At 37.7% G+C, this 23397-nt stretch carries 24 protein-coding genes and 1 pseudogene; 1 reads left to right on the top strand and 24 read right to left on the bottom strand.

Annotated features, from left to right (window positions below; genetic code table 11):
• Positions 1 to 14 precede the first annotated feature (14 nt).
• The 24 genes and pseudogenes from V7183_RS08585 to gpr form a co-directional block, all read right to left on the bottom strand.
• A complete protein-coding gene (locus V7183_RS08585; RefSeq protein ID WP_000883924.1) occupies positions 15 to 158 on the bottom strand; it encodes a YqzL family protein in 144 nt (47 codons plus the stop codon).
• 110 nt (positions 159 to 268) lie between these two features.
• Positions 269 to 1174 (bottom strand): GTPase Era, encoded by a 906-nt coding sequence (gene era / locus V7183_RS08580; protein WP_097896940.1) that lies wholly within the window; start codon positions 1172 to 1174, stop codon positions 269 to 271.
• Complete coding sequence (locus V7183_RS08575) at positions 1167 to 1598, bottom strand: cytidine deaminase (protein ID WP_255257261.1); 432 nt, start codon at positions 1596 to 1598, stop codon at positions 1167 to 1169. The genes era and V7183_RS08575 overlap by 8 nt, the downstream gene beginning before the upstream one ends.
• 71 nt (positions 1599 to 1669) lie before the next feature.
• Positions 1670 to 2023: a diacylglycerol kinase family protein gene (locus tag V7183_RS08570; protein ID WP_335359209.1), complete on the bottom strand. Its 354-nt coding sequence runs from the start codon at positions 2021 to 2023 to the stop codon at positions 1670 to 1672.
• The gene (ybeY, locus tag V7183_RS08565) at positions 2020 to 2490 is read right to left on the bottom strand and encodes an rRNA maturation RNase YbeY (protein ID WP_097896943.1); all 471 of its coding nucleotides are present in this window, start codon (positions 2488 to 2490) and stop codon (positions 2020 to 2022) included. Before ybeY ends, V7183_RS08570 begins: the two co-directional genes overlap by 4 nt.
• On the bottom strand, positions 2487 to 4631 hold the full coding sequence (locus tag V7183_RS08560) for an HD family phosphohydrolase (protein WP_335359208.1): 2145 nt from the start codon (positions 4629 to 4631) through the stop codon (positions 2487 to 2489). The genes ybeY and V7183_RS08560 overlap by 4 nt, the downstream gene beginning before the upstream one ends.
• A gap of 260 nt (positions 4632 to 4891) precedes the next feature.
• Positions 4892 to 5851, bottom strand: a complete 960-nt coding sequence (locus V7183_RS08555) for a PhoH family protein (RefSeq protein ID WP_097896945.1) — start codon at positions 5849 to 5851, stop codon at positions 4892 to 4894.
• A 3-nt stretch (positions 5852 to 5854) separates the two neighbouring features.
• Positions 5855 to 7054: a sporulation protein YqfD gene (gene yqfD, locus V7183_RS08550; protein ID WP_097896946.1), complete on the bottom strand. Its 1200-nt coding sequence runs from the start codon at positions 7052 to 7054 to the stop codon at positions 5855 to 5857.
• Between the two features lie 122 nt (positions 7055 to 7176).
• Positions 7177 to 7470 carry a sporulation protein YqfC gene (yqfC, locus tag V7183_RS08545; RefSeq protein ID WP_097896947.1) on the bottom strand — a complete coding sequence of 98 codons (294 nt, stop codon included), beginning with the start codon at positions 7468 to 7470 and terminating at the stop codon, positions 7177 to 7179.
• Between the two features lie 108 nt (positions 7471 to 7578).
• A complete protein-coding gene (locus V7183_RS08540) occupies positions 7579 to 8022 on the bottom strand; it encodes a GatB/YqeY domain-containing protein (protein WP_000054564.1) in 444 nt (147 codons plus the stop codon).
• A gap of 15 nt (positions 8023 to 8037) precedes the next feature.
• A complete protein-coding gene (gene rpsU / locus V7183_RS08535) occupies positions 8038 to 8211 on the bottom strand; it encodes a 30S ribosomal protein S21 (RefSeq protein ID WP_000048061.1) in 174 nt (57 codons plus the stop codon).
• Positions 8212 to 8620: 409 nt separating this feature from the next.
• Positions 8621 to 9286 carry a deoxyribose-phosphate aldolase gene (gene deoC / locus V7183_RS08530; RefSeq protein ID WP_097896948.1) on the bottom strand — a complete coding sequence of 222 codons (666 nt, stop codon included), beginning with the start codon at positions 9284 to 9286 and terminating at the stop codon, positions 8621 to 8623.
• Between the two features lie 145 nt (positions 9287 to 9431).
• Complete coding sequence (mtaB, locus tag V7183_RS08525; protein WP_335359207.1) at positions 9432 to 10784, bottom strand: tRNA (N(6)-L-threonylcarbamoyladenosine(37)-C(2))-methylthiotransferase MtaB; 1353 nt, start codon at positions 10782 to 10784, stop codon at positions 9432 to 9434.
• Between the two features lie 6 nt (positions 10785 to 10790).
• Complete coding sequence (locus tag V7183_RS08520) at positions 10791 to 11540, bottom strand: 16S rRNA (uracil(1498)-N(3))-methyltransferase (protein ID WP_335359206.1); 750 nt, start codon at positions 11538 to 11540, stop codon at positions 10791 to 10793.
• A 146-nt stretch (positions 11541 to 11686) separates the two neighbouring features.
• On the bottom strand, positions 11687 to 12625 hold the full coding sequence (gene prmA, locus V7183_RS08515) for a 50S ribosomal protein L11 methyltransferase (protein ID WP_335359205.1): 939 nt from the start codon (positions 12623 to 12625) through the stop codon (positions 11687 to 11689).
• Positions 12626 to 12653: 28 nt separating this feature from the next.
• Positions 12654 to 13763, bottom strand: coding sequence for a chaperone protein DnaJ (dnaJ, locus tag V7183_RS08510; protein WP_335359204.1), 1110 nt, complete (start codon positions 13761 to 13763; stop codon positions 12654 to 12656).
• A 224-nt stretch (positions 13764 to 13987) separates the two neighbouring features.
• Positions 13988 to 15823: a chaperone protein DnaK gene (gene dnaK / locus V7183_RS08505; RefSeq protein ID WP_335359203.1), complete on the bottom strand. Its 1836-nt coding sequence runs from the start codon at positions 15821 to 15823 to the stop codon at positions 13988 to 13990.
• A gap of 26 nt (positions 15824 to 15849) precedes the next feature.
• A complete protein-coding gene (gene grpE / locus V7183_RS08500) occupies positions 15850 to 16419 on the bottom strand; it encodes a nucleotide exchange factor GrpE (RefSeq protein ID WP_335359202.1) in 570 nt (189 codons plus the stop codon).
• A gap of 110 nt (positions 16420 to 16529) precedes the next feature.
• Positions 16530 to 17561: a heat-inducible transcriptional repressor HrcA gene (gene hrcA, locus V7183_RS08495; protein ID WP_335359201.1), complete on the bottom strand. Its 1032-nt coding sequence runs from the start codon at positions 17559 to 17561 to the stop codon at positions 16530 to 16532.
• 133 nt (positions 17562 to 17694) lie between these two features.
• Positions 17695 to 18834 carry a radical SAM family heme chaperone HemW gene (gene hemW / locus V7183_RS08490; protein WP_097896956.1) on the bottom strand — a complete coding sequence of 380 codons (1140 nt, stop codon included), beginning with the start codon at positions 18832 to 18834 and terminating at the stop codon, positions 17695 to 17697.
• 51 nt (positions 18835 to 18885) lie between these two features.
• Positions 18886 to 19260, bottom strand: a pseudogene (locus tag V7183_RS08485) (winged helix-turn-helix transcriptional regulator).
• A 140-nt stretch (positions 19261 to 19400) separates the two neighbouring features.
• The gene (lepA, locus tag V7183_RS08480) at positions 19401 to 21224 is read right to left on the bottom strand and encodes an elongation factor 4 (protein WP_335359200.1); all 1824 of its coding nucleotides are present in this window, start codon (positions 21222 to 21224) and stop codon (positions 19401 to 19403) included.
• 210 nt (positions 21225 to 21434) lie between these two features.
• On the bottom strand, positions 21435 to 21776 hold the full coding sequence (locus V7183_RS08475) for a DUF3679 domain-containing protein (protein ID WP_097896958.1): 342 nt from the start codon (positions 21774 to 21776) through the stop codon (positions 21435 to 21437).
• Between the two features lie 19 nt (positions 21777 to 21795).
• Positions 21796 to 22899, bottom strand: a complete 1104-nt coding sequence (gene gpr, locus V7183_RS08470; protein ID WP_097896959.1) for a GPR endopeptidase — start codon at positions 22897 to 22899, stop codon at positions 21796 to 21798.
• 181 nt (positions 22900 to 23080) lie between these two features.
• Here gpr and rpsT point away from each other — a divergent pair, with 181 nt between their 5' ends.
• Positions 23081 to 23338: a 30S ribosomal protein S20 gene (gene rpsT / locus V7183_RS08465; RefSeq protein WP_001274013.1), complete on the top strand. Its 258-nt coding sequence runs from the start codon at positions 23081 to 23083 to the stop codon at positions 23336 to 23338.
• Positions 23339 to 23397 lie beyond the last annotated feature (59 nt).

Raw genomic sequence — 23397 nt, 5'->3', positions numbered from 1 at the left:
TTGAACAAAACGGGTCAAGAAATTGGAGAGTCTAGATGTGCTAGCTCCTCTTCATGTTGATCCATCTCATCGTTTACGTCTTTTTCCATTTCTTTCAAAAGCAAATACGTCTCAATGCTTCCTGTTTTGGAGAAAAACTTCCAGGTAAAATCTAGCATAAGAATCCACCTTTCTCAGTAAGCGTAGCATATAAACCAATTTCTTTTGTTGTTATTAAAATGACCCATTTTGTCCATTTTCATGTGAGAAAAATTTTTCCTAATTTCTATTAATACTCATCTTCACGGAAGCCTAAATCACGAAGCTGCGACATTTTATTACGCCAATCTTTTTGTACCTTTACCCATACTTCTAAAAATACTTTAGAACCAAGAAGCGCTTCAATGTCAAAACGAGCTCGCTTCCCAACCTCTTTCAACATCTTCCCTTGCTTCCCAATAACAATCCCTTTTTGTGATGGACGTTCGACAATAATTGTCGCGTTCACATAGACTGCTCCGCCCTCACGCTTTTGAATCGCATCGATTACAACCGCCACCGAATGCGGAACTTCTTCACGTGTTAAATGAAGTACCTTTTCACGAATAAGCTCAGCAATAATAAATCGCTCTGGATGATCCGTCACTTGGTTATCCGGGTAGTATTGTGGCCCTTCCGGTAAATATTTCTTAATCGCTCCGATTAAAGCTTCCACATTATTACCGTCCAAGGCAGAAATCGGTACAATCTCTGCGAACTCATGTAGTTTACGGTATTGATCAATCAATTCTAGCAATTGTTCTGGATGAACTTGGTCAATTTTATTGATAACTAAAAATACCGGTTGCTTCGTTTCTTGTAATTTTTCAATGATGAATTCCTCACCACGACCAAATCCTTCAGCTGCATTGACCATAAATAATACAATGTCAACTTCTTTCAATGTCGTTTGCGCCATCTTCACCATAAAGTCGCCTAACTTATGCTTCGGCTTATGTATCCCTGGTGTATCAATGAAAATTACTTGTGAATCATTTTCTGTATATACACCTTGAATCTTATTACGAGTTGTTTGTGGTTTGTCACTCATAATGGCAATTTTTTGACCGATAATACGATTTAAAAATGTAGATTTTCCGACATTCGGTCTTCCAATAATAGAGACAAAACCTGATTTATAACCTTTTCTATTCATGTAAATCCTCCGCTAAAAATGCTCCTGGTAACAATTCTCCAACTGTTGTTTCCTCAATGTCACCATGTAAATTTGATAAGTATACTTTCGTATCCTGTTTACATAATTCTATCATAACTTGACGGCACGCTCCACAAGGAGGTACTGGACGTTTCGTATCCGCTACAACTGCAATGGCTACGAACTGTTTATCTCCCTCAGAAATCGCTTTAAATAAAGCTGTTCTTTCTGCACAATTACATAGTCCATATGATGCATTTTCTACATTACATCCACGGTACACTTTTCCATCCTCTGTTAATAAAGCTGCGCCAACTTGAAACTTAGAATATGGTACATACGCCTGTTTACGCGCTTCGATTGCTTCTTGAATTAACTCTTTACTGTTCATGCTCTCGCATCCTTTCTGTTCACAATTGTGAATAGATAAAGTAATTCTTTTATTAAAAGGCCCTCTCGGCGCCTCCAAAGCGTAATAAAAGCTTCGGAATGCAACTATACCATATAAGGTAAAAAGATAATAGCACCAATTATAACAGCTATAATAGCAAATAATAAAACCGCGCCAGCCGCAACATCCTTTGCAATTTTCGCAAACGGCTTAAAGTCTGTCGTTACTAAATCTACTGTTTTTTCAATTGCCGTATTCATCATTTCTAAACTCATCACAATCCCAATTGTAATGAGTAATACAAACCATTCTGTTGTCGTAACATGGAAATAAAAACCGCAGCATATAACAATGACTGCGGCCAAAAGATGAATTTTCATATTTCGTTCATGACGAAGACAAAAGTATACACCAGCTATAGCATATCCAAAACTCTTTATAAGTTTTCCTTTTTTCATCGCCCTAATCCAAATGACTCTAAAATTTCCTTTTGTTTTCCAAACATCTCTTTTTCATCTTCATCTGTCATGTGATCATAACCAAGCAAATGTAAGAATCCATGCAATGCTAAAAATCCTAGCTCACGATCAAAGGAGTGTCCGTATTCTTCCGCTTGTTCCTTCGTTCTTGGAATGGAAATAATAAGATCCCCTAGCATACGCGGCATCTCCGCACCTACGATTTCCATCTCCCCTTCTCCCATATCTTCAAGCGCAAAAGAAATAACATCTGTCGGCTGATCCTTGTCACGATAATCACGATTGATTTCTTGGATACGTTCATTATCAACGAAAGTAACAGACAGCTCCGTTCCTTCTTCCACACGCTCCATTTGTGCAGCCTTCTCTAATAACTCACGAATCATATTCACATACTCTTCTTTTACTTCTTCTGTTTCATCAAAAAAATCAATTAATAAACTCATTCTTTCCCCTTTTCTTCCGGCGGTTCCGGATATTTAATGCGAGAATGGAAAATACCATTCAATGTTTCACATAATGTTTTCCCAACAATTTGTAGTTCTTTAAATGTCAACTCGCATTCACTGAACTGGCCATCTTGTAAACGATCTTTAATAATACTTTGCACTAAATTATTAATTTGCTCTGGCGTTGGATGGTTCATTGATCGCACTGCTGCTTCTACACTGTCCGCAATTCCAACAATCGCCGATTCTTTAGATGTCGCTTTTGATCCTGGATAGCGGAACATTTCTTCTGTATATTTCTCTTTATCTTCTTTTATTGCTTTATAGTAAAAATATTTCAGTAATGTTGTTCCATGATGTTGCCCAGCAATATCAATAATTTCTTGCGGAATATGATGCTCTTCTAACATCTTCACACCATTCGTTACGTGAGCAATAATAATATCTCTACTCGTTTCAGGATCTAATTTATCATGTGGATTCTCAATCCCCATTTGATTTTCAATAAAGAAGTGCGGCTGTACAGTTTTTCCAATATCATGATAATACGCACCAACGCGCGCCAATACACCATTCGCTCCAACAGCCTCACAAGCAGCTTCAGAAAGATTAGCAACCATGACACTATGATGGTACGTACCTGGCGCTTCCAATAAAATTTTACGAAGCAGCGGATGATTCGGACTTGAAAGCTCCACAAGTTTCATACTTGACACAATGCCAAGACCACTTTCTAAATACGGTAAAATCCCCATAGCTAAAATAGATGAGATAATCCCCGAAGCTGCCGCCATTAATAATTGCGAGCCAATTTCAAGCACTGAGAAATTCCCATTACGCAAGAGTAATAGAGCCGCTAATACAACTACGTTTAAAACGGAAACAAGGATACCCGCTTGCAAAATCAAGGTGCGTCTATTTTTCTCTTTCAAAAAGATACTAACCGATAACGAGCTTAGTAAAACATAAATGCCCACACTATAGTTCAATGTACTCGTTACACCTTCATTAAATAGGATACTCCCGCATACCGAAAAAATCATACTTGTTAGAAAAACAAATCGATCACCAATCATTAATTTCACTAATATTGTCCCCATTGCAACCGGAACAACATACGCGATACCTGCATATTCCAGCTTTTGAAACAAGCTAATAATTTTCATCAAAACAACTGTAATAGCTAAAATGGTTGTATACGCTAAAATATACGGTTTTTCTTCTCTTTTTAATTTTAAAAACGATTCAAATTGTTTATGCATAAAAAACAACAGTACACCAATCACAATCGCTAACCCTACAAATGGTTGAAATGTATTCCCTTGCTCCAAGAGTCCAACTAATTTCAACTGATTGTATATTTCTGGTGTAATCGTGTCGCCTTCCTTCACAAGAATTTGTCCTTGAAGAATATAAACTGGCGCAACTTCGTCTTCCGCTAATTTTTTTCTATCTTTTGTAACAACTGGATCATAGAAATAATTTGCCGTAATTGCATATTTCCCAAGTGCATTAAGCGCTTCTTTTAAATCGCTACTTATATTCACGGTACTTATTTCACTAACAAATCGTTCTCTTGCAGCATTTTCTTCATCCATTTTAATAGGCGAAGACATTATACTATTAATTGCCGTTATCGCTGCATCCCTTGCCATATTTAGTTGCGTCTGTTCTGCATTAACAAAATTTAATAAAACTTCATCCGACAAGCTTTTTGTTAAATCTGTAGGCAACTTCTTCTTCAATTTTTCTAATCGATCCGTAGCAGAAATCTTTTTCTGTTCATCAGGACTAGCAGCCTTTATCTCAGCATTCACTTCGTTTATCACATCAAAAACAGAATTTACTATATCGACTTTATTTTGCTTATACTCGCTTCGATATGTATATTGATCCTGAACTTTTTGAGCAGCGTCCTTCTTCTTTTTATCTGTTATTACTTTATCTTCAATTTTAATAGGAGAATGAATGGTTTGTTTAGAAATAGAGAACTCTTCAACATCTAGTTGCTCTGGTTTCACATTGTTCATAAGCGCAAAAAATAGCACTGCTCCTAATAAAATATAAGAAATCCAGCTTAGTTTTTTCGAATGCTGTATATTACGAAACCACTTAGAAAATTCTTGAGACCTTGACATGATTTCAATACCTTCTCCTCTCCAGGCATAAAGTGAAACTACTTTCAGTTGGTATTTCCCCCTATCCAAAAGAAAGCTAATTCACACAAGTTGTGCTTTTTCGGGCGCTATCTCCCACTTCATTTCTTTCGTTTCCAAATTCACAGCCTATTCATGGGTAGTTTATTTGTCTACTCTTTAATGATATAAAAAAATGAATTGTTCGCCAACCCACTCACCTATCTCTATCATATAAAAAGAAATGATCCTGACAAATAGGATCATTCCATTTTATCATATGCCTCAATAATTCGCTGTACGAGTGGATGTCTTACAACGTCCGATTGTTCCAATTTAACAAACGAAAGCCCTGATACACCCGATAAAACATTCACAGCAATCGAAAGCCCTGATTTAACACCTTTCGGCAAATCAACCTGAGAAGGATCGCCTGTAACAACCATTTTCGAACTAAAACCTAAACGTGTTAAAAACATTTTTATTTGAGCACCTGTTGTATTTTGAGCTTCATCTAAAATGACAAAAGAATCGTCAAGCGTACGTCCTCTCATATAAGCAAGAGGTGCAATTTCAATCGTTCCTCTCTCCATCATACGCTGCGTATATTCTTGTCCAAGAATATCATGAAGCGCATCATAAAGGGGACGCAGATAAGGATCCACTTTTTCTTTTAAATCACCTGGTAAAAACCCTAAACTTTCTCCCGCTTCTACAGCTGGCCTTGTTAAAATAATTTTTTTTACATATCCTTGCTTTAATGCCCTTACAGCCATTACTACAGCTAAATACGTTTTCCCTGTACCCGCAGGCCCTATTCCAAACACAATATCATTCTTTTTCAGCGCATGAATATACTGCCTTTGTCCCATTGTTTTTACACGAATCGATTTACCTTTTGCTGTTTTAAAAATTTCTTCTTCATACAACTCTTCAAAATGAGCAATTTTCCCTTGGCGACCAAGCTGAATTGCATATGCAACATCTCGCTCAGTAATTGATACACCTTTACGAATAACAGCAAGTAATTGCTGTAAGATTTTTTCAACAAGCGCCACCGCTTCATCTGCTCCAGATACACGAACAGATTCACCTCTAGTTACAATAGATACAGCAAGCTCTCGTTCAATTACTTTTAAATTTGCATCATTCACTCCAAATAGAGCTATTGCTTCATTGTGGTTTTCTACTTGTTGGTTCATTTCTACTAATTGTTCTGCCATTACTCAGTCTCCTTGAATATCGGATTCAGATATTGGTTGTGGCTCTGCAATATTTTCAATCACTGTATAATGTAATGCTACTCTTAGATGATCTGCCCCAACCTCTTTATGCAAAATCTTATCACTTACAATCATAGCATGTTCATCCAATTTTTTCTTTAGTTCTTTTTCTGCCATTTCTTTCGCAACCTTAAGCGCTTGCTTTTCTGTATATTCACGGTTCGCCTCTTCCTCTTCACGCACAATTTCTTTTTCATAAGAAACAGGTAGTGTAAAACCAAATAATTTCACATCATGTTTTACACTTTCTGAACGCGAGCGCTTATACTTATCATGCTGAAAACCCCATATTTTTATTTTCCCACTTCCAAAACGGAGAAAATGCTCATTATATGAATTCCCCGTATACACTTGGAATGTTGTTTTCAAAGGAACTGTCACTTCGGACTCGTACCACGTTTCCCCATACACAATTCCTTTAGCGGAAACAACCGTTGGGTTCTCCTCATTTCCAAACATTCCAGATACAAGCAGTTGCCCCTTTTGTACATAATCATTTTTCATTACAACTGGCTTTCCAACTTCCACAAATGTTTTTGTAATAACCGCTTCTTTTTTCGCTACTAAATTTTGCGGTTTCTGTTCTTTTTCCTTCTTCGGTTCATTTTTTTCAACAATTTTAAAATGGTATGTCGTCCCCTGTATATCTAGACCAGCCCATGTAATTGCATTAATTTTGTCTGTCAAATGCCGCTGAATATCTTCAACATTAGGCATTTGAAATTGTAATCTCCCTTTCTTTATACCCATTTTGTCCAATTCTTTCATAAGTATATATTCTGTTTCCGGTTTCGCCCCTGTAATCTCAATTTTCCATACCATATTTGACAGCGCGATCATTCCGAAAAAAAAGATAAGGAGGCCAATTAAAAAGCCACTATTTTTAAGCATGCGCTTATTCCAAAAAGGAGCACCGTAACGTCCTATAAAATATAACTTACATTCATTTTTACGATAAATCGGTCTTAACTTCTTCACATCCCGCAGTAACATACAAAAGACCAATGTTTCATCAGCAATCTTCTTTACATCCCAAACAAATAAATTTCTGCGTACACACTCATTAATAAAGCGTTCGATCCCTCTACCTTCGATTCGTACTTTTACATATCCAAGCCACTTTGTAAACCATTGATTCTTCATCGCTCGCCTCCACTACCTTTCTCAAAAGTAGATATTCGCATCTACTTTCTTTCGCTTTGACCATCAAAATAGCTCGTACGAAATAAAATAAGAAGAAAAACTTCACTTAAGGAAGTTTCACTTCATTTTTCTTTCTTCTCATTTTCTAAAAATGTCACTTGCTCAATAACCCCTTCAAGTAACAGCTCCTCCGGAAGAATGGTTTTAATGACAAACGATTGCCCTTTAATTAATAATTGACCATGTTTTAGTAATAATCGTACTTCTTTATCAGAAAACACTAATAACCCTCGATGATTTTCTATATAAATATGCACTTGCCCAACAAGAGTAATCCGAGGCAGATCCATTAGCACATCCACTGGTAGGTCTATTTGCTTTGTTAGCCAATTTTTCATTTGTTCTAACTTCTTCATCTCCAAGACCCCCCTCTCATCCCATATGTATGAAAAAAGGGCTTGTAATATCACGTCCCAACAGAAAAAAAGCATAAAAAAACGTCTCATGAGAAATGAGACGTTTTTTTATGCTAATAGCTGTGCAACCAGCTTATTCACTTGTGATCCGTCTGCTTTACCTTTTACTTTCGGCATAACAGCACTCATCACTTTACCCATATCTGCTTTAGAAGCAGCACCAACATCAGCAATTACTTGCTTAATTACGTTCGCAAGCTCTTCCTCTGTTAATTGCTCTGGCAAATACGTGTTTAAAATCTGAATTTCACGTTGCAGTTTATCAACAAGGTCATCACGACCCGCTTTTTTAAATTCAAGGAGGGAGTCCTTATGCTGTTTTACTTCACGAGCTAAAACTGTTAATTCCTCTTCTTCAGTAAGAGTATGTTGCAGTTTAATACCTTCATTTTGCAAAGCAGCCTTAACCATACGAATAACGGTTAATTTTTCTTTTTGTTTATTCTTCATCGCTTGTTTCATATCATCGTTTAAACGACCGAGAAGACTCATAACTTACACCCTCTCTTAGAATTTACGCTTTCTTGCCGCTTCAGATTTCTTCTTACGTTTTACACTTGGTTTTTCATAAAACTCGCGCTTTCTTGCTTCAGCAAGTGTACCAGTTTTAGAAACCGATCTTTTAAAACGGCGAAGTGCATCCTCCAAAGACTCGTTTTTACGAACGACTGTTTTTGACATTCTCTTTCCCTCCCTCCGAAACATCACACTTACATACTAACTTCAGCATGCAAAAAGAAACACTTCTTCAGCATGTCTTTTACGATTATAATACATTTTGTCACTTCAGGTCAACTATTTGACAGAATAAAAGGGGAGTAGGTGCCCTTCCTTTTTAAAAGTCTATGTAAACTACGTATTATAACTGATATTTATTTTACCTTTTATTCGAACCAATTTATGTAATACAACTAATTATTTTGTACAAATGGCACAAGTCTTAAAATTACTTCTGCTTTTACATCTATCCGGTAGACCCTCACGGCTAAGAATCTGCCACGCAAGAAGGTAAAGAACGCCTTCTGCGTGAAAGTACCTTAGCCGACGGGACTAAACAGTCGATTCTAAACAGGGCACTCCCGCTTTTAAATTAATAATCAGTTGTTGCTGTTTTTCCACTTACTAACGCAACGCCAGAGCTTGTACCGATGCGCGTTGCTCCCGCTTCTACCATCGCATCCATATCTTCACCGCTGCGCACGCCACCTGAAGCTTTTACGCCAATTTCTGGTCCAACTGTTTTTCTCATTAATGCTACATCTGCTATTGTTGCGCCACCTGTTGAAAAGCCAGTTGATGTTTTTACAAAGTCTACACCTGCTTTTACAGATAATTCACACGCACGGACTTTTTCTTCTTCTGTTAATAAACATGTTTCAATAATAATTTTCACAAGTGCTTTTCCTTTTGCTGCTTCTACAACTGCACGAACATCGCGCTCTACTAACTCATCATTTTTATCTTTTAATGCACCGATGTTGATTACCATATCAACTTCTGTTGCACCTTTTGCAATTGCATCTTGCGTTTCAAATGCTTTTGTTTCTGGCGTGTTTGCCCCAAGTGGGAAACCGATTACCGTACAAACTTTTACATCTGTACCCTTTAATAATTCAGCTGCTGTTTCAACCCAAGTAGGATTTACACATACAGAAGCAAAATCATGTACTTTTGCTTCTTCACATAATGTAACAATTGCTTCTTTTTTTGTATCCGGTTTTAATAGTGTGTGGTCGATTAATTTTGCATAGTTCATTTTTTCATATGCTCCTTTCTTCACTCAACAGTTGTCTGACAACTGCAACGGTTAGCATTATAGCATGAAATATTACAACTTCATATCTTAACTTCTCCACCAATGAAAAAAGCATGCAAACCCTTTTCTTTTGCATGCTTTCTCATTACGCACTTGCTGATTCTTTTTTCACATCATCTTCAAGAACACGTACAAATTGAGCCTCATTATATGGATAACCAGCTTTTGTAATTTTCACTTTTACCAGTTTACCAATCAATTCTTCAGATCCTTCAAAAACAACCTTTAAGTAGTTATCTGTATAGCCTACATATAATCCTTCGCGGTCGCCCTCTTTGAATGGTTCTTCTGGAATAATTTCAAGAACTTCTCCTTCAAATTGAGAAGCATATTCTTTCGCTAATTGATTTGATAATTCAATTAGACGGTGCACACGATCATTTTTTACTTCTTCAGGAATTTGATCATCCATACGAGCTGCAGGTGTTCCAGTACGTTTTGAATAAGGGAAAACGTGTAATTCAGAGAAACGGTTTTCTTTAATGAAATTGTATGTTTCCATAAATTCTTCTTCCGTTTCACCAGGGAAACCAACAATTACGTCTGATGTAATTGCAAGGCCTGGTAACGCCTCTTTCAAGCGATCTAAGCGTTCTTGGAAAAATTCCATCGTATATTTACGGCGCATACGTTTTAATACAGTGTTTGATCCTGATTGCAACGGAATGTGTAAGTGACGCACAACTACTTCAGATTTATCTAATACTTCAATTACTTCGTCTGAAATTTGACTCGCTTCAATGGAAGAAATACGAAGACGTTTTAAGCCATTTACCTCAGCTTCCATATCGCGAAGCAGTCCAGCTAAATTGTAATTTTTCATGTCTTCTCCGTATCCACCTGTATGAATACCAGTTAAAACGATTTCTTTATAGCCTGCATCAACTAATTGCTGTGCTTGGTGAATAACTTCTTTTCCATCACGAGAACGCATTAAACCACGTGCCCAAGGAATGATACAGAACGTACAGAAGTTATTGCAACCTTCTTGTATTTTTAAAGATGCACGTGTACGGTCAGTGAAATACGGTACATCAAGCTCTTCATATACACGTGTTTTCATAATGTTGCGGACAGCATTAATTGGTTGACGCTCTTTACGATACTCTTCGATATATCCTAACATTTTTTCACGATCTTGCGTACCAACAACGATATCCACGCCTGGAATTGCCATAATTTCTGCTGGAGATGTTTGTGCATAACATCCTGTTACACAAATAACCGCATCCGGATTCTGTCTTACTGCACGACGGATAACTTGACGGCTCTTTTTATCACCTGTATTTGTTACCGTACATGTATTAATTACATATACATCTGCTGTTTTTTCAAAATCTGTTCTTTCATAACCACCTTGTTTAAACAATTGCCAAATCGCTTCTGTTTCGTAGTGGTTTACTTTACAACCTAACGTATGGAACGCAACAGTTGCCATTGATCATCACCCCATCAATTCAAAATGATAAGAAGCGGCGCTTAACGCATAAAGCGGTGCCGTTTCTGTCCTTAAAATCCTTGGTCCTAAACTACATGGTACAAATTTATGTTCGCAAAGCGCAGAAATTTCTTCCTCAGATAACCCACCCTCTGGGCCAAATACAATTAAAAGTTTTTGACCATGCTCAATCGTCGCTAAAGCCTTCGCAAAATTCGCTTTTTCACCTTGTTTTGCTTCCTCTTCATACGCAACAAGACACACATCATACTCACTGCTCATCGTGAGCAATTGTTTAAATGATGCTGGAGTATGCACATCTGGAATTTCACTTCTATGTGATTGTTCCGCTGCTTCTTTCACAATTTTTTTTAAGCGCTCAACTTTTTTATCTGCTTTTTTCGCATCCCATTTTACGATAGAACGAGATGCTTGAAATGGTAAAAATGCAGCTGCCCCAAGCTCAGTTCCTTTTTGAAAAATTAACTCTAGCTTGTCTCCTTTCGGCAGTCCACTTGCAATCGTTACGAACACTGGCAGTTCGCTTGACGTCTCTACCCATTCTACAATAGCACTATCCACAAATTCACTGGTAATTTCAGCAATTGTACATCTTGCTGTTTTTCCGTTTACACAGCAATAAATAGAATCACCAGCTGTCATGCGCATCACTCTTGCAATATGATGTACATCATCACCTACAATACGAATACTTGCATCATTTACATATTTCTCTTCTACAAAATAACGTTGCATCTCATCACCTTAGTAAAGTTTCGTTCCTTTCGTAAGTCCACACTTACGAAAAGAACGAAACGTTATCATTTTAATATAACAAACGGCAAGTCCCTCGCTTTATATAACGAGAGACTCTTCCATTCATTATAATCATAAATTATATATTACGCATTTCGTGCAATGATTGCTACCCAATCTTCCATTCTTAATACTTCTTCAATTGTAAATCCAGCTTTCTCTAGTGCCTCAGAAATCACTTTTTCTTTTGCTGCAATAATACCAGATGTAATAAATAATCCGCCTTGTTTTACAACTCGAGCTGCATCTTCAGGGAAGAGAAGGATAATTTCCGCAAGTAAATTTGCTACAATCAAATCTACCGGTCCCTCAATACCTTCTAACAAACTATTTTGTCCGACAGATACAATGTCGTCCGTTTTATTTAAACGCACGTTCATTTCTGCACTTTCAACTGCAACTGGATCTAAATCATATGCCTGAACAGATGCTGCACCCAGTTTTGCCGCCGCAATACTTAATACGCCAGAACCTGTTCCAACATCAATTACTGCACTACCAGGCTGAACTGTTTTCTCTAATGCTCGAATACACATCGTTGTTGTTGGATGTGTCCCTGTACCAAACGCCATACCTGGATCTAATTCAATAATCTTTTCATCTACAGAAGAAGGTGTATACTCTTCCCATGTTGGCACAATTGTGAATGTATCAGAAATTTGAACTGGATGATAATATTTTTTCCAAGCAGTAGCCCAGTCTTCCTCATCGACTTCATTAATCGTAATATTTCCTGTACCAATTTCGATGTCGAAAGATGGAAGTACATCAATAGATGATTTTACACTCGCAACTGTTTCATGTAAAGAATCCGTTTGTGGGAAATATGCTTTTATTAACACACCATCCGCTGGATATTCAGCTGGATTAAGCGCATAAATTTCACCATACTGTTGCTCGCGCTCTTTTGTTAGCTCTGCCGGATCTTCAATCGCTACGCCACTTGCACCTGCTTCGTGCAAAATATGAGAAACAGCTTCTACTGCTTCCTCTGTTGTATGAATACTAATTTCTGACCATTTCACAATTTACCAACTCCATTTTTTATTTCCATTATTCCCCTTTGAAAGCACGTTTAAGCTTTCCGAATAAGCCACCATCTTGGTCTTCTTGTCCTGCAAATTCACGTAATAATTCTTTTTGGTGTGATGTTAATTTTGTTGGTACAACAACACGAACAACTACGTATTGATCACCTTGACCATATCCCCGTACATTTGGAGCTCCTTTTCCTTTTAGGCGGAATTCTGTTCCAGTTTGTGTCCCTGCTGGAATTTTCAATTTCACTTTCCCGTGAACTGTAGGGACTTCCACTTCAGCACCAAGCGCTACTTGCGTGAATGTTAATGGCATTTCACAAATAATATGATCACCATCACGCTCGAAGAATTCATGATTTCTTACGTGAACAACAACATATAAATCACCTGCTGGCCCACCATTTACACCCGCTTCTCCTTTACCTGACACACGGATTTGTTGTCCATTATCGATACCAGCTGGGATTTTAACGTTAATTTTTTTACGTTTACGCACTTTTCCAGAGCCATGACACGTTGTACATTTTTCTTTAATGATTTGGCCTGTTCCTGAACAATGGTTACACGCTTGACGATTTACAATGCGACCAAATGGTGTATTTTGTTCTACGCTCACTTGACCTGTTCCTGAACAATGCTTACATGTTTCTTTTGAAGTTCCTGGTTTCGCCCCAGTGCCGTGACATGTATCACAAGGGTCTTCCACTGGAATTTCAACATTTAATTCCTTACCAAAAATTGCTTCTTCAAAGTCTAACGTCACTTGATATTGCAAGTCAGCACCTTGACGCGGCGCATTTGGATCACGACGTCTGCCACCACCGCCAAAGAATGAACTAAAGATATCTTCAAATCCGAAGCCACCACCAAAGTCTCCGCCGCCGAAGCCACCGAAACCTTGATTTGGATCCGCATGACCAAATTGATCGTACTGCGCACGTTTTTGATCATCACTCAACACTTCATATGCTTCTTGTACTTCTTTAAACTTTTCAATTGCATTTTCTTCTTTACTTACGTCTGGATGATATTTTTTAGCCAAACGACGATATGCTTTTTTGATTTCATCTTTTGAAGCGCCCTTGCTAAGGCCGAGCACCTCATAATAGTCTCGTTTATTCATAAATTTGTAACCCCCGAATCTTTCACATAAACGTAATTTTAACACCGAAAGAAAGTGCTTTGCAACAAAGTTTCCTCACTTACAGTATGCAAAAAGAAAAACGTAAGACCCTCACATGAAAGACTTAGTTCACACTAAGCCTTTTTCTTATTCGTGAAAAAAGCCAAAGCCAAGGCACGCTTGACTTTGACTTTTTGTCATCTTACTTATGTTGTTTTACTTTATTACTTGTCTTCTTTTACTTCTTCAAACTCAGCGTCAACTACGTTGTCATTTTTTGCACCAGCGTTACCTTGTGCACCTTCTGCTTGCTGAGCGCCAGCAGCAGCTTGAGCTTGCTCATATAATTTTACAGTTAATTGTTGTACGATTTCTTGAAGTGCATCTTTTTTCGCACGGATTTCATCAAGATCATTTTTCTCGATTGCCGCTTTTAATGCATCTTTTGCTTCTGTTGCTTTCGCTACTTCAGCTGCATCTACTTTGCCTTCTAAATCTTTTACAACTTTATCTGTTTGGAATACAAGTTGGTCAGCTTCGTTACGAAGTTCAACTTCTTCTTTACGCTTTTGGTCAGCGTCAGCATTTGCTTCTGCTTCTTGAACCATACGATCTACCTCTTCATCAGAAAGACCTGAAGAAGATTGAATTGTAATTGTTTGTTCTTTGCTTGTTCCTAAGTCTTTCGCACGTACATTTACGATACCGTTCGCATCAATATCGAATGTTACTTCGATTTGTGGAATACCACGTGGTGCTGGCGGGATATCTGTTAATTGGAAGCGACCTAATGTTTTGTTGTCAGCTGACATTGGACGCTCACCTTGTAATACGTGAATGTCTACTGCAGGCTGGTTATCAGCAGCAGTTGAGAACACTTGTGACTTACTTGTTGGAATTGTTGTGTTACGATCGATTAATTTTGTGAATACGCCACCCATAGTTTCAATACCTAAAGAAAGTGGAGTTACGTCTAATAATAGAACGCCTTTTACATCACCAGTAAGTACGCCACCTTGAACTGCAGCACCTAATGCTACAACTTCATCAGGGTTAACGCCTTTATATGGTTCTTTACCAGTTTCACGTTTAATTGCTTCTTGTACAGCTGGAATACGAGTAGAACCACCAACAAGAATAACCTTATCTAATTCACTTGGAGAAAGACCAGCATCTTTTAATGCACGACGAGTTGGTTCTAATGTTCTTTCAACAAGGTTAGCTGAAAGCTCTTCAAATTTCGCTCTTGTTAAGTTTAATTCTAAGTGTAATGGACCAGCAGCTCCAGCACTAATGAATGGTAATGAAATTTGTGTTTGTGTTACACCAGAAAGATCTTTTTTCGCTTTTTCAGCTGCATCTTTCAAACGTTGAAGTGCCATTTTATCTTGGCTTAAATCAATGTTATTTTCTTTTTTGAATTCAGCTACTAAATGATCGATGATAACTTGGTCAAAGTCGTCACCACCAAGACGATTGTCACCAGCAGTTGAAATAACTTCAAATGTTCCATCTGCTAATTCAAGGATAGATACGTCAAATGTACCGCCACCTAAGTCGTATACAAGAACTTTTTGTTCTTCGTCTTGTTTTTCTAAACCGTAAGCAAGCGCAGCTGCTGTTGGTTCGTTAATAATACGTTCTACTTCTAAACCAGCAATACGACCAGCGTCTTTTGTTGCTTGGCGCTCTGCATCGTTGAAGTATGCTGGTACTGTGATAACAGCTTTCGTTACTGTTTCACCTAAGTACGCTTCAGCAGAAGCTTTTAAGTTTTGTAAAATGATTGCAGAAATTTCTTGAGGTGTGTAATCTTTACCTTCAACTTCTACTTTGTAGTCTGTACCCATATGACGTTTAACAGACATGATTGTATTTGGGTTCGTAATTGCTTGACGCTTCGCTACTTCCCCAACTTGACGCTCTTCATTTTTGAAAGCTACAACAGAAGGTGTTGTACGGTTCCCTTCTGGATTTGGGATAACCTTTGGTTCTCCACCTTCCATAACAGCTACACAAGAGTTTGTTGTACCTAAGTCAATACCGATAATTTTACTCATGGCGAAACCTCCTACATTTATGTAAATTATTGATTTACTTTTACCATTGATGGGCGAATTACACGATCTTTCAGCTTATAGCCTTTTTGGAATTCTTCCACAACCGCGTTTGATTCAAACTCGCTGTCTTCTACTTGCATAACAGCTTGATGTTCATGCGGATCAAACTGTTTACCAACAGCTTCAATCGCTTCAACACCTTCTTTAGTCAGTGCTTCTAGCAATTGACGATATACCATTTCCATCCCTTGTAGTAAGGACTTCATCTGCTCGTCGCTCGCTTCCACTTGCATCGCTCTTTCAAAGTTATCAAGAGCCGGTAAAATATCTGACACAAGACTTTGTGATTTATATTTTTCAGCCGCTTGCTTATCCAGTTGAACGCGGCGCTTATAGTTTTCAAAATCAGCTTGTAGACGCAATGTGCGACCTTCCGTTTCCGTCAATTTCGCTTGCAATTCGTCTACTTTTTCTTGTAAAAGAGCCGCTTCACTTTTCTCTTCTATCACAGTTTCTTCACTGCTTTCTGCTGTAATAGTCTCTTCGGTTTGCGTTTCTTTCGCTTCTTCAACTACTTGTTCGTTACGCTCTTCCACAACTTTCACCTCCTTAAAAGGCACTAGAGCTCACGCTGGGCATGAGCATCCAAGCATAAATTTTATGTTACACACCAGCAATGATTCTGTTCATTACTCGAGCGAATTTATTATTTTGATTTATACACTCCGTTTAAACCCTCTGTAAATTGTCTTGTAAACAATTGTAACAGACTAATTACACGAGAATATTGCATTCTCGTCGGACCTAAAATTGCGATTGTTCCAAGCTGCTCTTCACCAATGGAATAAGTTGCAGAAATTAAACTACAATCTTCCATAGCTGTCGAAGAATTTTCTCGACCAATTTTCACTTGAATACCGACTTGTTTATTACGCAAAATATCGTAAAACGCGGCTTCATTATCGATCATTGTCAGCAAGGAGCGTACCTTTTGGATATCATGAAACTCCGGCTGCGAAAGCATATTGGCTTTCCCGCTAAAGTATATCTTTTCCGATAAAGGCACTTGAAATGTACCATCTAATATTTTTATTGCACTATCATAATTATGGACATATCCACGGAGAACTGTCACAATCTCTTTTAAAATTTTATTGTGTAATTCTGCCATCGATACACCAGATAGCTTTTGATTTAAAATATTAACCATCTTTTCTAAATCTGATAAATCAACAGATTCCGGAACGGTAATCGTTTTGCTTTGTACATGCCCTGTATCCGTTACAATAATCGCGACTGCTGTTTGATGATCCAGCGGAACAATTTGTACATTTTTAAGCTTATTTGTACTCACTTTCGGCCCAAGAACAATCGCCGTATAATTTGTGAGTTCCGATAAAATTTGAGCTGATTGCTGTGCAACTTTCTCTGCTTCAAAAATTCTTTCAGCAAATAAATCTTTAATCTGCACAATCTCCTCATTTGGTAAGTTCTGTGGCGCTAAAAGATGGTCTACATAAAATCGATACCCTTTTTCTGAGGGGACACGTCCAGAAGAACTGTGCGTTTTTTCAATAAATCCTAGTTCTTCTAAATCAGCCATTTCATTTCGAATGGTAGCTGAACTAAATGTAATTTCATCTTTTTTAGCCAACGTTCTTGACCCAACAGGCTGCGCTGATCCAATAAAGTCATCAATAATTGTTTGTAAAATTAAGAGCTGACGTTCCGTAAGCATCTCATCATCACCTCTGTTAGCACTCTTTATCTTCGAGTGCTAAATCTATTAATAACTTACCAAAATTGACATTGAATTGTCAACGGAAACGTCACGAAATAGAGAAACTTTTTCACACCTACCGGACATTACATTAATCAATTAAAAATGATTGAAATACTTCATTCCCTAATAACTTACCTTGTCTCGTCAAACAAACATAGTCATCTTTGTTCTGAAGCAACCCATGTTCTTTACCCTGTAACAATTGCTTCGCAAAGATTTCATCCATTTCTATACCAAACTTCTTCTGAAATCCTAGTTTAGAAACACCCTTTGTTTTCCTAAGTCCTAAAAATAGTTCTTCTTCCATTCTTTCCTTTCTCGTCACTTCATGAACATCTAGATAAGGGAATCCCGTCTCATCAATTTTAGAAAAATATTGTTTCAATGGACCAACATTTTGGATTCGCTCTCCATTCACATAACTGTGAGCACCAGCTCCAAAACCATAATACTGTTCATTATTCCAGTATGTGAGATTATGTCTACTTTCATATCCTTCTTTTGAAAAATTACTAATTTCATACTGATGGTAACCATGTTTCTCCATCTCATCCATTACCATTTCATACATCTTCGCCTCATGGTCTTCACCAGGAAGCCTTAATTTCCCTTTATTCATTAAATTGTAAAAGACAGTTTTCGGTTCAACAATTAAAGAATACGCAGAGAAATGTTGAACACCGAGTGTGAAAGCGATATCTAACGTTTCTTTCACATCTTCAATCGTTTGCCCTGGCAATGCATAAATTAAATCGACATTAATATTCGTAAAACCAACTTCCTGCGCTTCACGAATTGCTACAAACGCATCTTCTCTCGTATGCTTACGTCCAATCTTCTCTAACAGTTCATCTCGAAACGTTTGCACACCAAAACTAATTCGGTTCACACCGCCCTCTAATAGAAGGTTCAATTTTTCTTTCGGTAAATCTCCAGGATTCGCTTCAAACGTTAATTCACAGTTTGGAGCAAACCGACGCAAACGACGATTAATAATATCAAGAAGTTTTTTCGTCTGCTCCATATTTAACGCTGTTGGTGTCCCGCCCCCAACAAAAATTGTTTTCATATTTTCAAACGGTACCTTTTGCACCGTATTTATTATCTCTTTTTCTAAATACTCCAAATATTGAACAACAGGCTGACGTTCAATAAATACTTTATTAAAATCACAGTAGTGACAAATATGCTGACAAAACGGAATATGAATATATGCAGCTTGCATCAAACTTTACTCCTACCTTTCTAAAAAGAAAACCTCCGCATTTCGGAGGCTCCTTTACTTCTCTAACCCATTGCGAATTTGCTTCATTCGCATTTTCTCCCAATCATACATCATTTCGACGATTGGTAAAAGTGTCATGCCTAAATCCTTCATAAAATATTCTACGCGCGGAGGCACTTCTGGATATACTGTCCGGCCAATAATCCCATCTTCCATTCATTCTTTTAATTGATTTGACAAAGCTTTGTGAGAGATATTTGAAAATAGTCTTTGTAACTCACTAAAGCGATGCGGTCCTTCCACACCTAGATGCCATAAAATTACAACTTTCTATTTTCAGCTAATAATGGAAAGAGCCAATTCCTTTTCACAATTAAAATCACCATTTTGTATCTTTTCTTGAATATCTTTCCGAATATTTTCAGACATCATTCGTCTCCTAACTCTATATCAATCCTCTTTTTCTCCTTACACGAAAAGCATCCTCACTATTGTAAAGGAGAGATTTATAGTTGTCTAAAAAAGTATACCGATATAAAAAAGAAGCCGCACAAACGGCTTCTTTCTTATTAGTTATCATCCATTTTCAATACAGCCATGAATGCTTCTTGTGGCACTTCTACAGAACCAACAGACTTCATACGTTTTTTACCTTCTTTTTGTTTATCAAGAAGTTTACGTTTACGAGAAATGTCACCACCGTAACATTTTGCAAGTACATTTTTACGCATCGCCTTAATTGTAGAACGTGCTACAACTTTGTTTCCAATAGTCGCCTGAATCGGCACTTCGAACTGTTGTCTTGGAATTAATTCTTTTAATTTTTCTACGATTACTTTACCACGGTCGTACGCTGAATCACGGTGTACGATAAATGATAAAGCATCGACTTGTTCATTATTTAATAAAATATCCATCTTCACAAGTCTAGATGGTTTATAGCCGATTAATTCGTAATCAAATGATGCATAGCCTTTCGTATTTGATTTTAGTTGATCGAAGAAATCATATACGATTTCAGAAAGCGGGATTTCATATGTTAACGTAACACGTGTGTCATCTAAATATTGCATATCAATAAACGTACCACGTTTACCTTGGCAAATTTCCATTACAGCCCCAACGTAATCATTTGGAACCATAATTGTCGCTTTTACAAATGGTTCTTCCACACGATCGATCGCTTGAGGATCTGGCATATTAGATGGGTTATCTACAATCATATCTTCTCCATTCGTTAAATACACTTTGTAAATAACGCTTGGTGCTGTTGTAATTAGGTCAATCTTGAATTCACGTTCAATACGTTCTTGAATAATTTCCATGTGAAGTAAACCTAAGAATCCACAGCGGAAACCAAATCCTAACGCTTGAGATGTTTCTGGTTCAAACTCAAGAGCCGAATCATTTAATTCCAGTTTTTCTAACGCATCACGCAAATCGTTATAACGTGCAGAATCGATTGGATATAAACCACAGAATACCATTGGGTTTAATTTACGATACCCTGGTAACGGCTCCGCTGCTGGACGTTTCGCATGTGTGATGGTATCACCAACACGTGTGTCTCCTACATTTTTAATAGATGCCGCTAAGAATCCTACATCACCTACTGTTAATTCTTCGCATTGCGTTGTTTTCGGTGTAAATACACCTACTTCTGTCACTTCAAATTCTTTACCAGTTGCCATCATACGTACTTTATCGCCAACTTTTACTGTACCGTTTACAACACGGATATATGCAATTACACCGCGGTATGGATCATATAAAGAGTCAAAAATCATACATTGAAGCGGCTCTTCCGGGTCACCTTCTGGAGCTGGTACTTTTTCAACGATTTGTTCTAAAATGTCTTCAATACCAATGCCAGCTTTTGCGGAAGCAAGTACAGCTTCTGATGCATCTAAACCGATTACATCTTCTACTTCTTGACGAACACGTTCTGGATCAGCGCTCGGTAAATCGATTTTATTAATAACCGGTAAAATTTCTAAATTATTATCAAGCGCTAAATATACGTTTGCTAATGTTTGTGCTTCAATACCTTGCGCTGCATCGACAACAAGGATTGCACCTTCACAAGCCGCTAAACTACGAGATACTTCGTACGTAAAGTCGACATGTCCTGGTGTATCGATTAAGTGAAGCGTATATTCTTCGCCATTTTTTGCTGTGTACTTTAATTGAACCGCATTTAATTTAATTGTAATGCCACGCTCACGCTCTAAATCCATAGAGTCAAGTAATTGAGCTTTCATTTCACGTTGTGTTAAAGCGTTTGTTTTCTCCAAAATACGGTCTGCTAACGTTGACTTTCCGTGGTCAATGTGAGCAATGATGGAAAAGTTACGAATGTTAGACTGCCTTTTTGCTCTTTCTTCTTTATTCATCTATGTTCTCAACTCCTAATAGTCTCGCCAATATACACTAGCACTGATTATATCAATAGAGCAGCAAAGATTCAATGAAAACTCGTGCTGCTTACAAGACAAATCATCCTATCTTTATCTTATGCGAGCAAAGTGCAAGAGACAAACCTTTTTCAAATAAAAAATGGTTGTCTTACAAAACTATAAGACAACCTTCTCTTATCCTTCCAATTAGCTAAAAATTTCTTTTATTTTTCCAATCACTATATCCGTCCCAAACTTAGCAATATTTCGAGTCAATTCTGCAATCCCCATCCCAAATCCTTCTACAACATTAAAGCTCCTAAGGCTTTCTAACTGTTTTTGTTTTTTACATGCAGAAAACGTCTCACCTAAAATTTCCGTTTCAACACTTGAACTCTCTGTCCCTGTCATATGAGCAATTTGTTCATACGTTGGCTGACGATATCCCTTCATACTCTTTAAACCATGATTAGCGATTCCAATCCCAATCAACATCACAAACAAAAGCAGAATAACACAGCTCACACACTGGAGTGCAAATCGACTCAACTACTCTCGCCTCTTCTCATTAATGCGTATATGCACCTGTATTATCTTGATCAACTTGATGATGAAGTGCAGCATTTAAACCGCTCGCTATTACATTCGCCATATCTTCAATAAACGTATCTACTTCTTTTGGTGTCACCATTAAATTGTGACCAAGAGGGGCTAACACCTCATGAATCAATTTTCTCTTTTCTTCATCTTCCAAAGTGCCCACTGCTCCTAAAAACATATTTCGACTTTTTTCATCTGGCATATCCTCTTCTGTTAATTTCTTTTTCTCTCCAAATGTAAAGCCAGCTGGTAATAAAGAACGAGACGGTTTATCCCCTTCTTTCATTTCACGCCCAAAATGCTTCAAGATGAAATCGATTGTATCGCTCGTAATGGAAACTGCATCAACAACCGTCGGAACCCCAATGGCAATAACAGGAATACCAAGTGTCTCTTTGCTCAATTCTTTCCGTTTATTTCCCACGCCTGAGCCAGGGTGAATCCCTGTATCTGAAATCTGTATCGTACTATTTACCCGTGCAATAGAACGCGCCGCAAGTGCATCAATCGCAATAATAAAGTCTGGTTTTGTTTTTTCAATGATACCGTAAATTACATCACTCGTTTCAATTCCCGTAATTCCCATTACACCTGGTCGAATCGCACTGACAGGACGAAATCCCTCTTCTACACTTTCAGGCTGTAATTTAAAAAGGTGGCGTGTCACAAGCACATTCTCTACAACAAGCGGACCAAGCGCATCTGGTGTAACATTCCAATTCCCTAATCCTACAATTAAACAACTTGCTTCTTTCGTTATTCCGATTTCTTCCAATAAATAAGAAAATTCTTTTGCAAAAATACGTTCTACTTTTTGCTGAAGTTCCGTATCTTGTTGGCGAATCCCTTGTACTTCAAGTGTTAAATAATTCCCTGGCTTTTTACCCATTGATTCAGAAGCACTTTCATCAATTATCACTTTTGTAATGGTAATACCCTCTTCTTCACGCTCTTTTACAACAACGCCCTGCACACTATTTTGTTCTTGTTGACGTTCTTGTAACATTTGATGCGCCTCTACTGCAAGGTCTGTTCTAACATTATATTTACTTAAATCTAGCGGTTCTTTCATCGTATCTCCTCCGTAATTCATAGTAAATATAGTTAGATTTCCCTAAACTATATAAGGTCATTCTTTCCTTTACATGAAATTTCATTGATCTCGCTATTGCAATTCTCTTCTCTGTTTGATAGAATATCACTTGTTCTATGTAAGTATCGAGTCACTCGATCGCACCAGGGAGGTGAAAAGTATGGCAAACATCAAATCTGCTATCAAACGCGCTAAACTTAGCGAAGAGCGTCGTGCACATAACGCTTCTATTAAGTCTGACATGCGTACAGCTGTTAAAACTGTAGAAGCTTTAGTTACTAATAACGATCTTGAAAATGCTAAAGAAGCTTTCAAAACTGCTTCTAAAAAACTTGACAAAGCAGCTCGTAAAGGTCTTATCCACCAAAACGCTGCAGCTCGTCAAAAATCTCGCTTAGCGAAACAAGTAAACGCGTAAGGCGTTTAAAAACGATCCATTTGGGTCGTTTTTTTATATGTGACAGTTTGTCAATCTAA

The organism is Bacillus sp. JJ1127 (assembly GCF_036965845.1).
Taxonomy (GTDB): Bacteria; Bacillota; Bacilli; order Bacillales; family Bacillaceae_G; genus Bacillus_A.
This window is presented reverse-complemented; position numbering and strand designations above follow the sequence as displayed.

Coding starts and splice junctions, on each gene's coding strand:
- deoC (WP_097896948.1), bottom strand. CDS start 9,286: ATGAACTATGCAAAATTAATCGACCACACACTATTAAAACCGGATACA.
- gpr (WP_097896959.1), bottom strand. CDS start 22,899: ATGAAAGAACCGCTAGATTTAAGTAAATATAATGTTAGAACAGACCTT.
- dnaJ (WP_335359204.1), bottom strand. CDS start 13,763: ATGAATAAACGAGACTATTATGAGGTGCTCGGCCTTAGCAAGGGCGCT.
- yqfD (WP_097896946.1), bottom strand. CDS start 7,054: ATGAAGAATCAATGGTTTACAAAGTGGCTTGGATATGTAAAAGTACGA.
- mtaB (WP_335359207.1), bottom strand. CDS start 10,784: ATGGCAACTGTTGCGTTCCATACGTTAGGTTGTAAAGTAAACCACTAC.
- rpsU (WP_000048061.1), bottom strand. CDS start 8,211: ATGTCAAAAACAGTCGTTCGTAAAAACGAGTCTTTGGAGGATGCACTT.
- dnaK (WP_335359203.1), bottom strand. CDS start 15,823: ATGAGTAAAATTATCGGTATTGACTTAGGTACAACAAACTCTTGTGTA.
- V7183_RS08540 (WP_000054564.1), bottom strand. CDS start 8,022: ATGAGTCTTCTCGGTCGTTTAAACGATGATATGAAACAAGCGATGAAG.
- V7183_RS08570 (WP_335359209.1), bottom strand. CDS start 2,023: ATGAAAAAAGGAAAACTTATAAAGAGTTTTGGATATGCTATAGCTGGT.
- V7183_RS08560 (WP_335359208.1), bottom strand. CDS start 4,631: ATGTCAAGGTCTCAAGAATTTTCTAAGTGGTTTCGTAATATACAGCAT.
- lepA (WP_335359200.1), bottom strand. CDS start 21,224: ATGAATAAAGAAGAAAGAGCAAAAAGGCAGTCTAACATTCGTAACTTT.
- V7183_RS08520 (WP_335359206.1), bottom strand. CDS start 11,540: ATGCAACGTTATTTTGTAGAAGAGAAATATGTAAATGATGCAAGTATT.
- ybeY (WP_097896943.1), bottom strand. CDS start 2,490: ATGAGTTTATTAATTGATTTTTTTGATGAAACAGAAGAAGTAAAAGAA.
- rpsT (WP_001274013.1), top strand. CDS start 23,081: ATGGCAAACATCAAATCTGCTATCAAACGCGCTAAACTTAGCGAAGAG.
- V7183_RS08585 (WP_000883924.1), bottom strand. CDS start 158: ATGCTAGATTTTACCTGGAAGTTTTTCTCCAAAACAGGAAGCATTGAG.
- yqfC (WP_097896947.1), bottom strand. CDS start 7,470: ATGAAGAAGTTAGAACAAATGAAAAATTGGCTAACAAAGCAAATAGAC.
- era (WP_097896940.1), bottom strand. CDS start 1,174: ATGAATAGAAAAGGTTATAAATCAGGTTTTGTCTCTATTATTGGAAGA.
- hrcA (WP_335359201.1), bottom strand. CDS start 17,561: ATGCTTACGGAACGTCAGCTCTTAATTTTACAAACAATTATTGATGAC.
- V7183_RS08555 (WP_097896945.1), bottom strand. CDS start 5,851: ATGGCAGAACAATTAGTAGAAATGAACCAACAAGTAGAAAACCACAAT.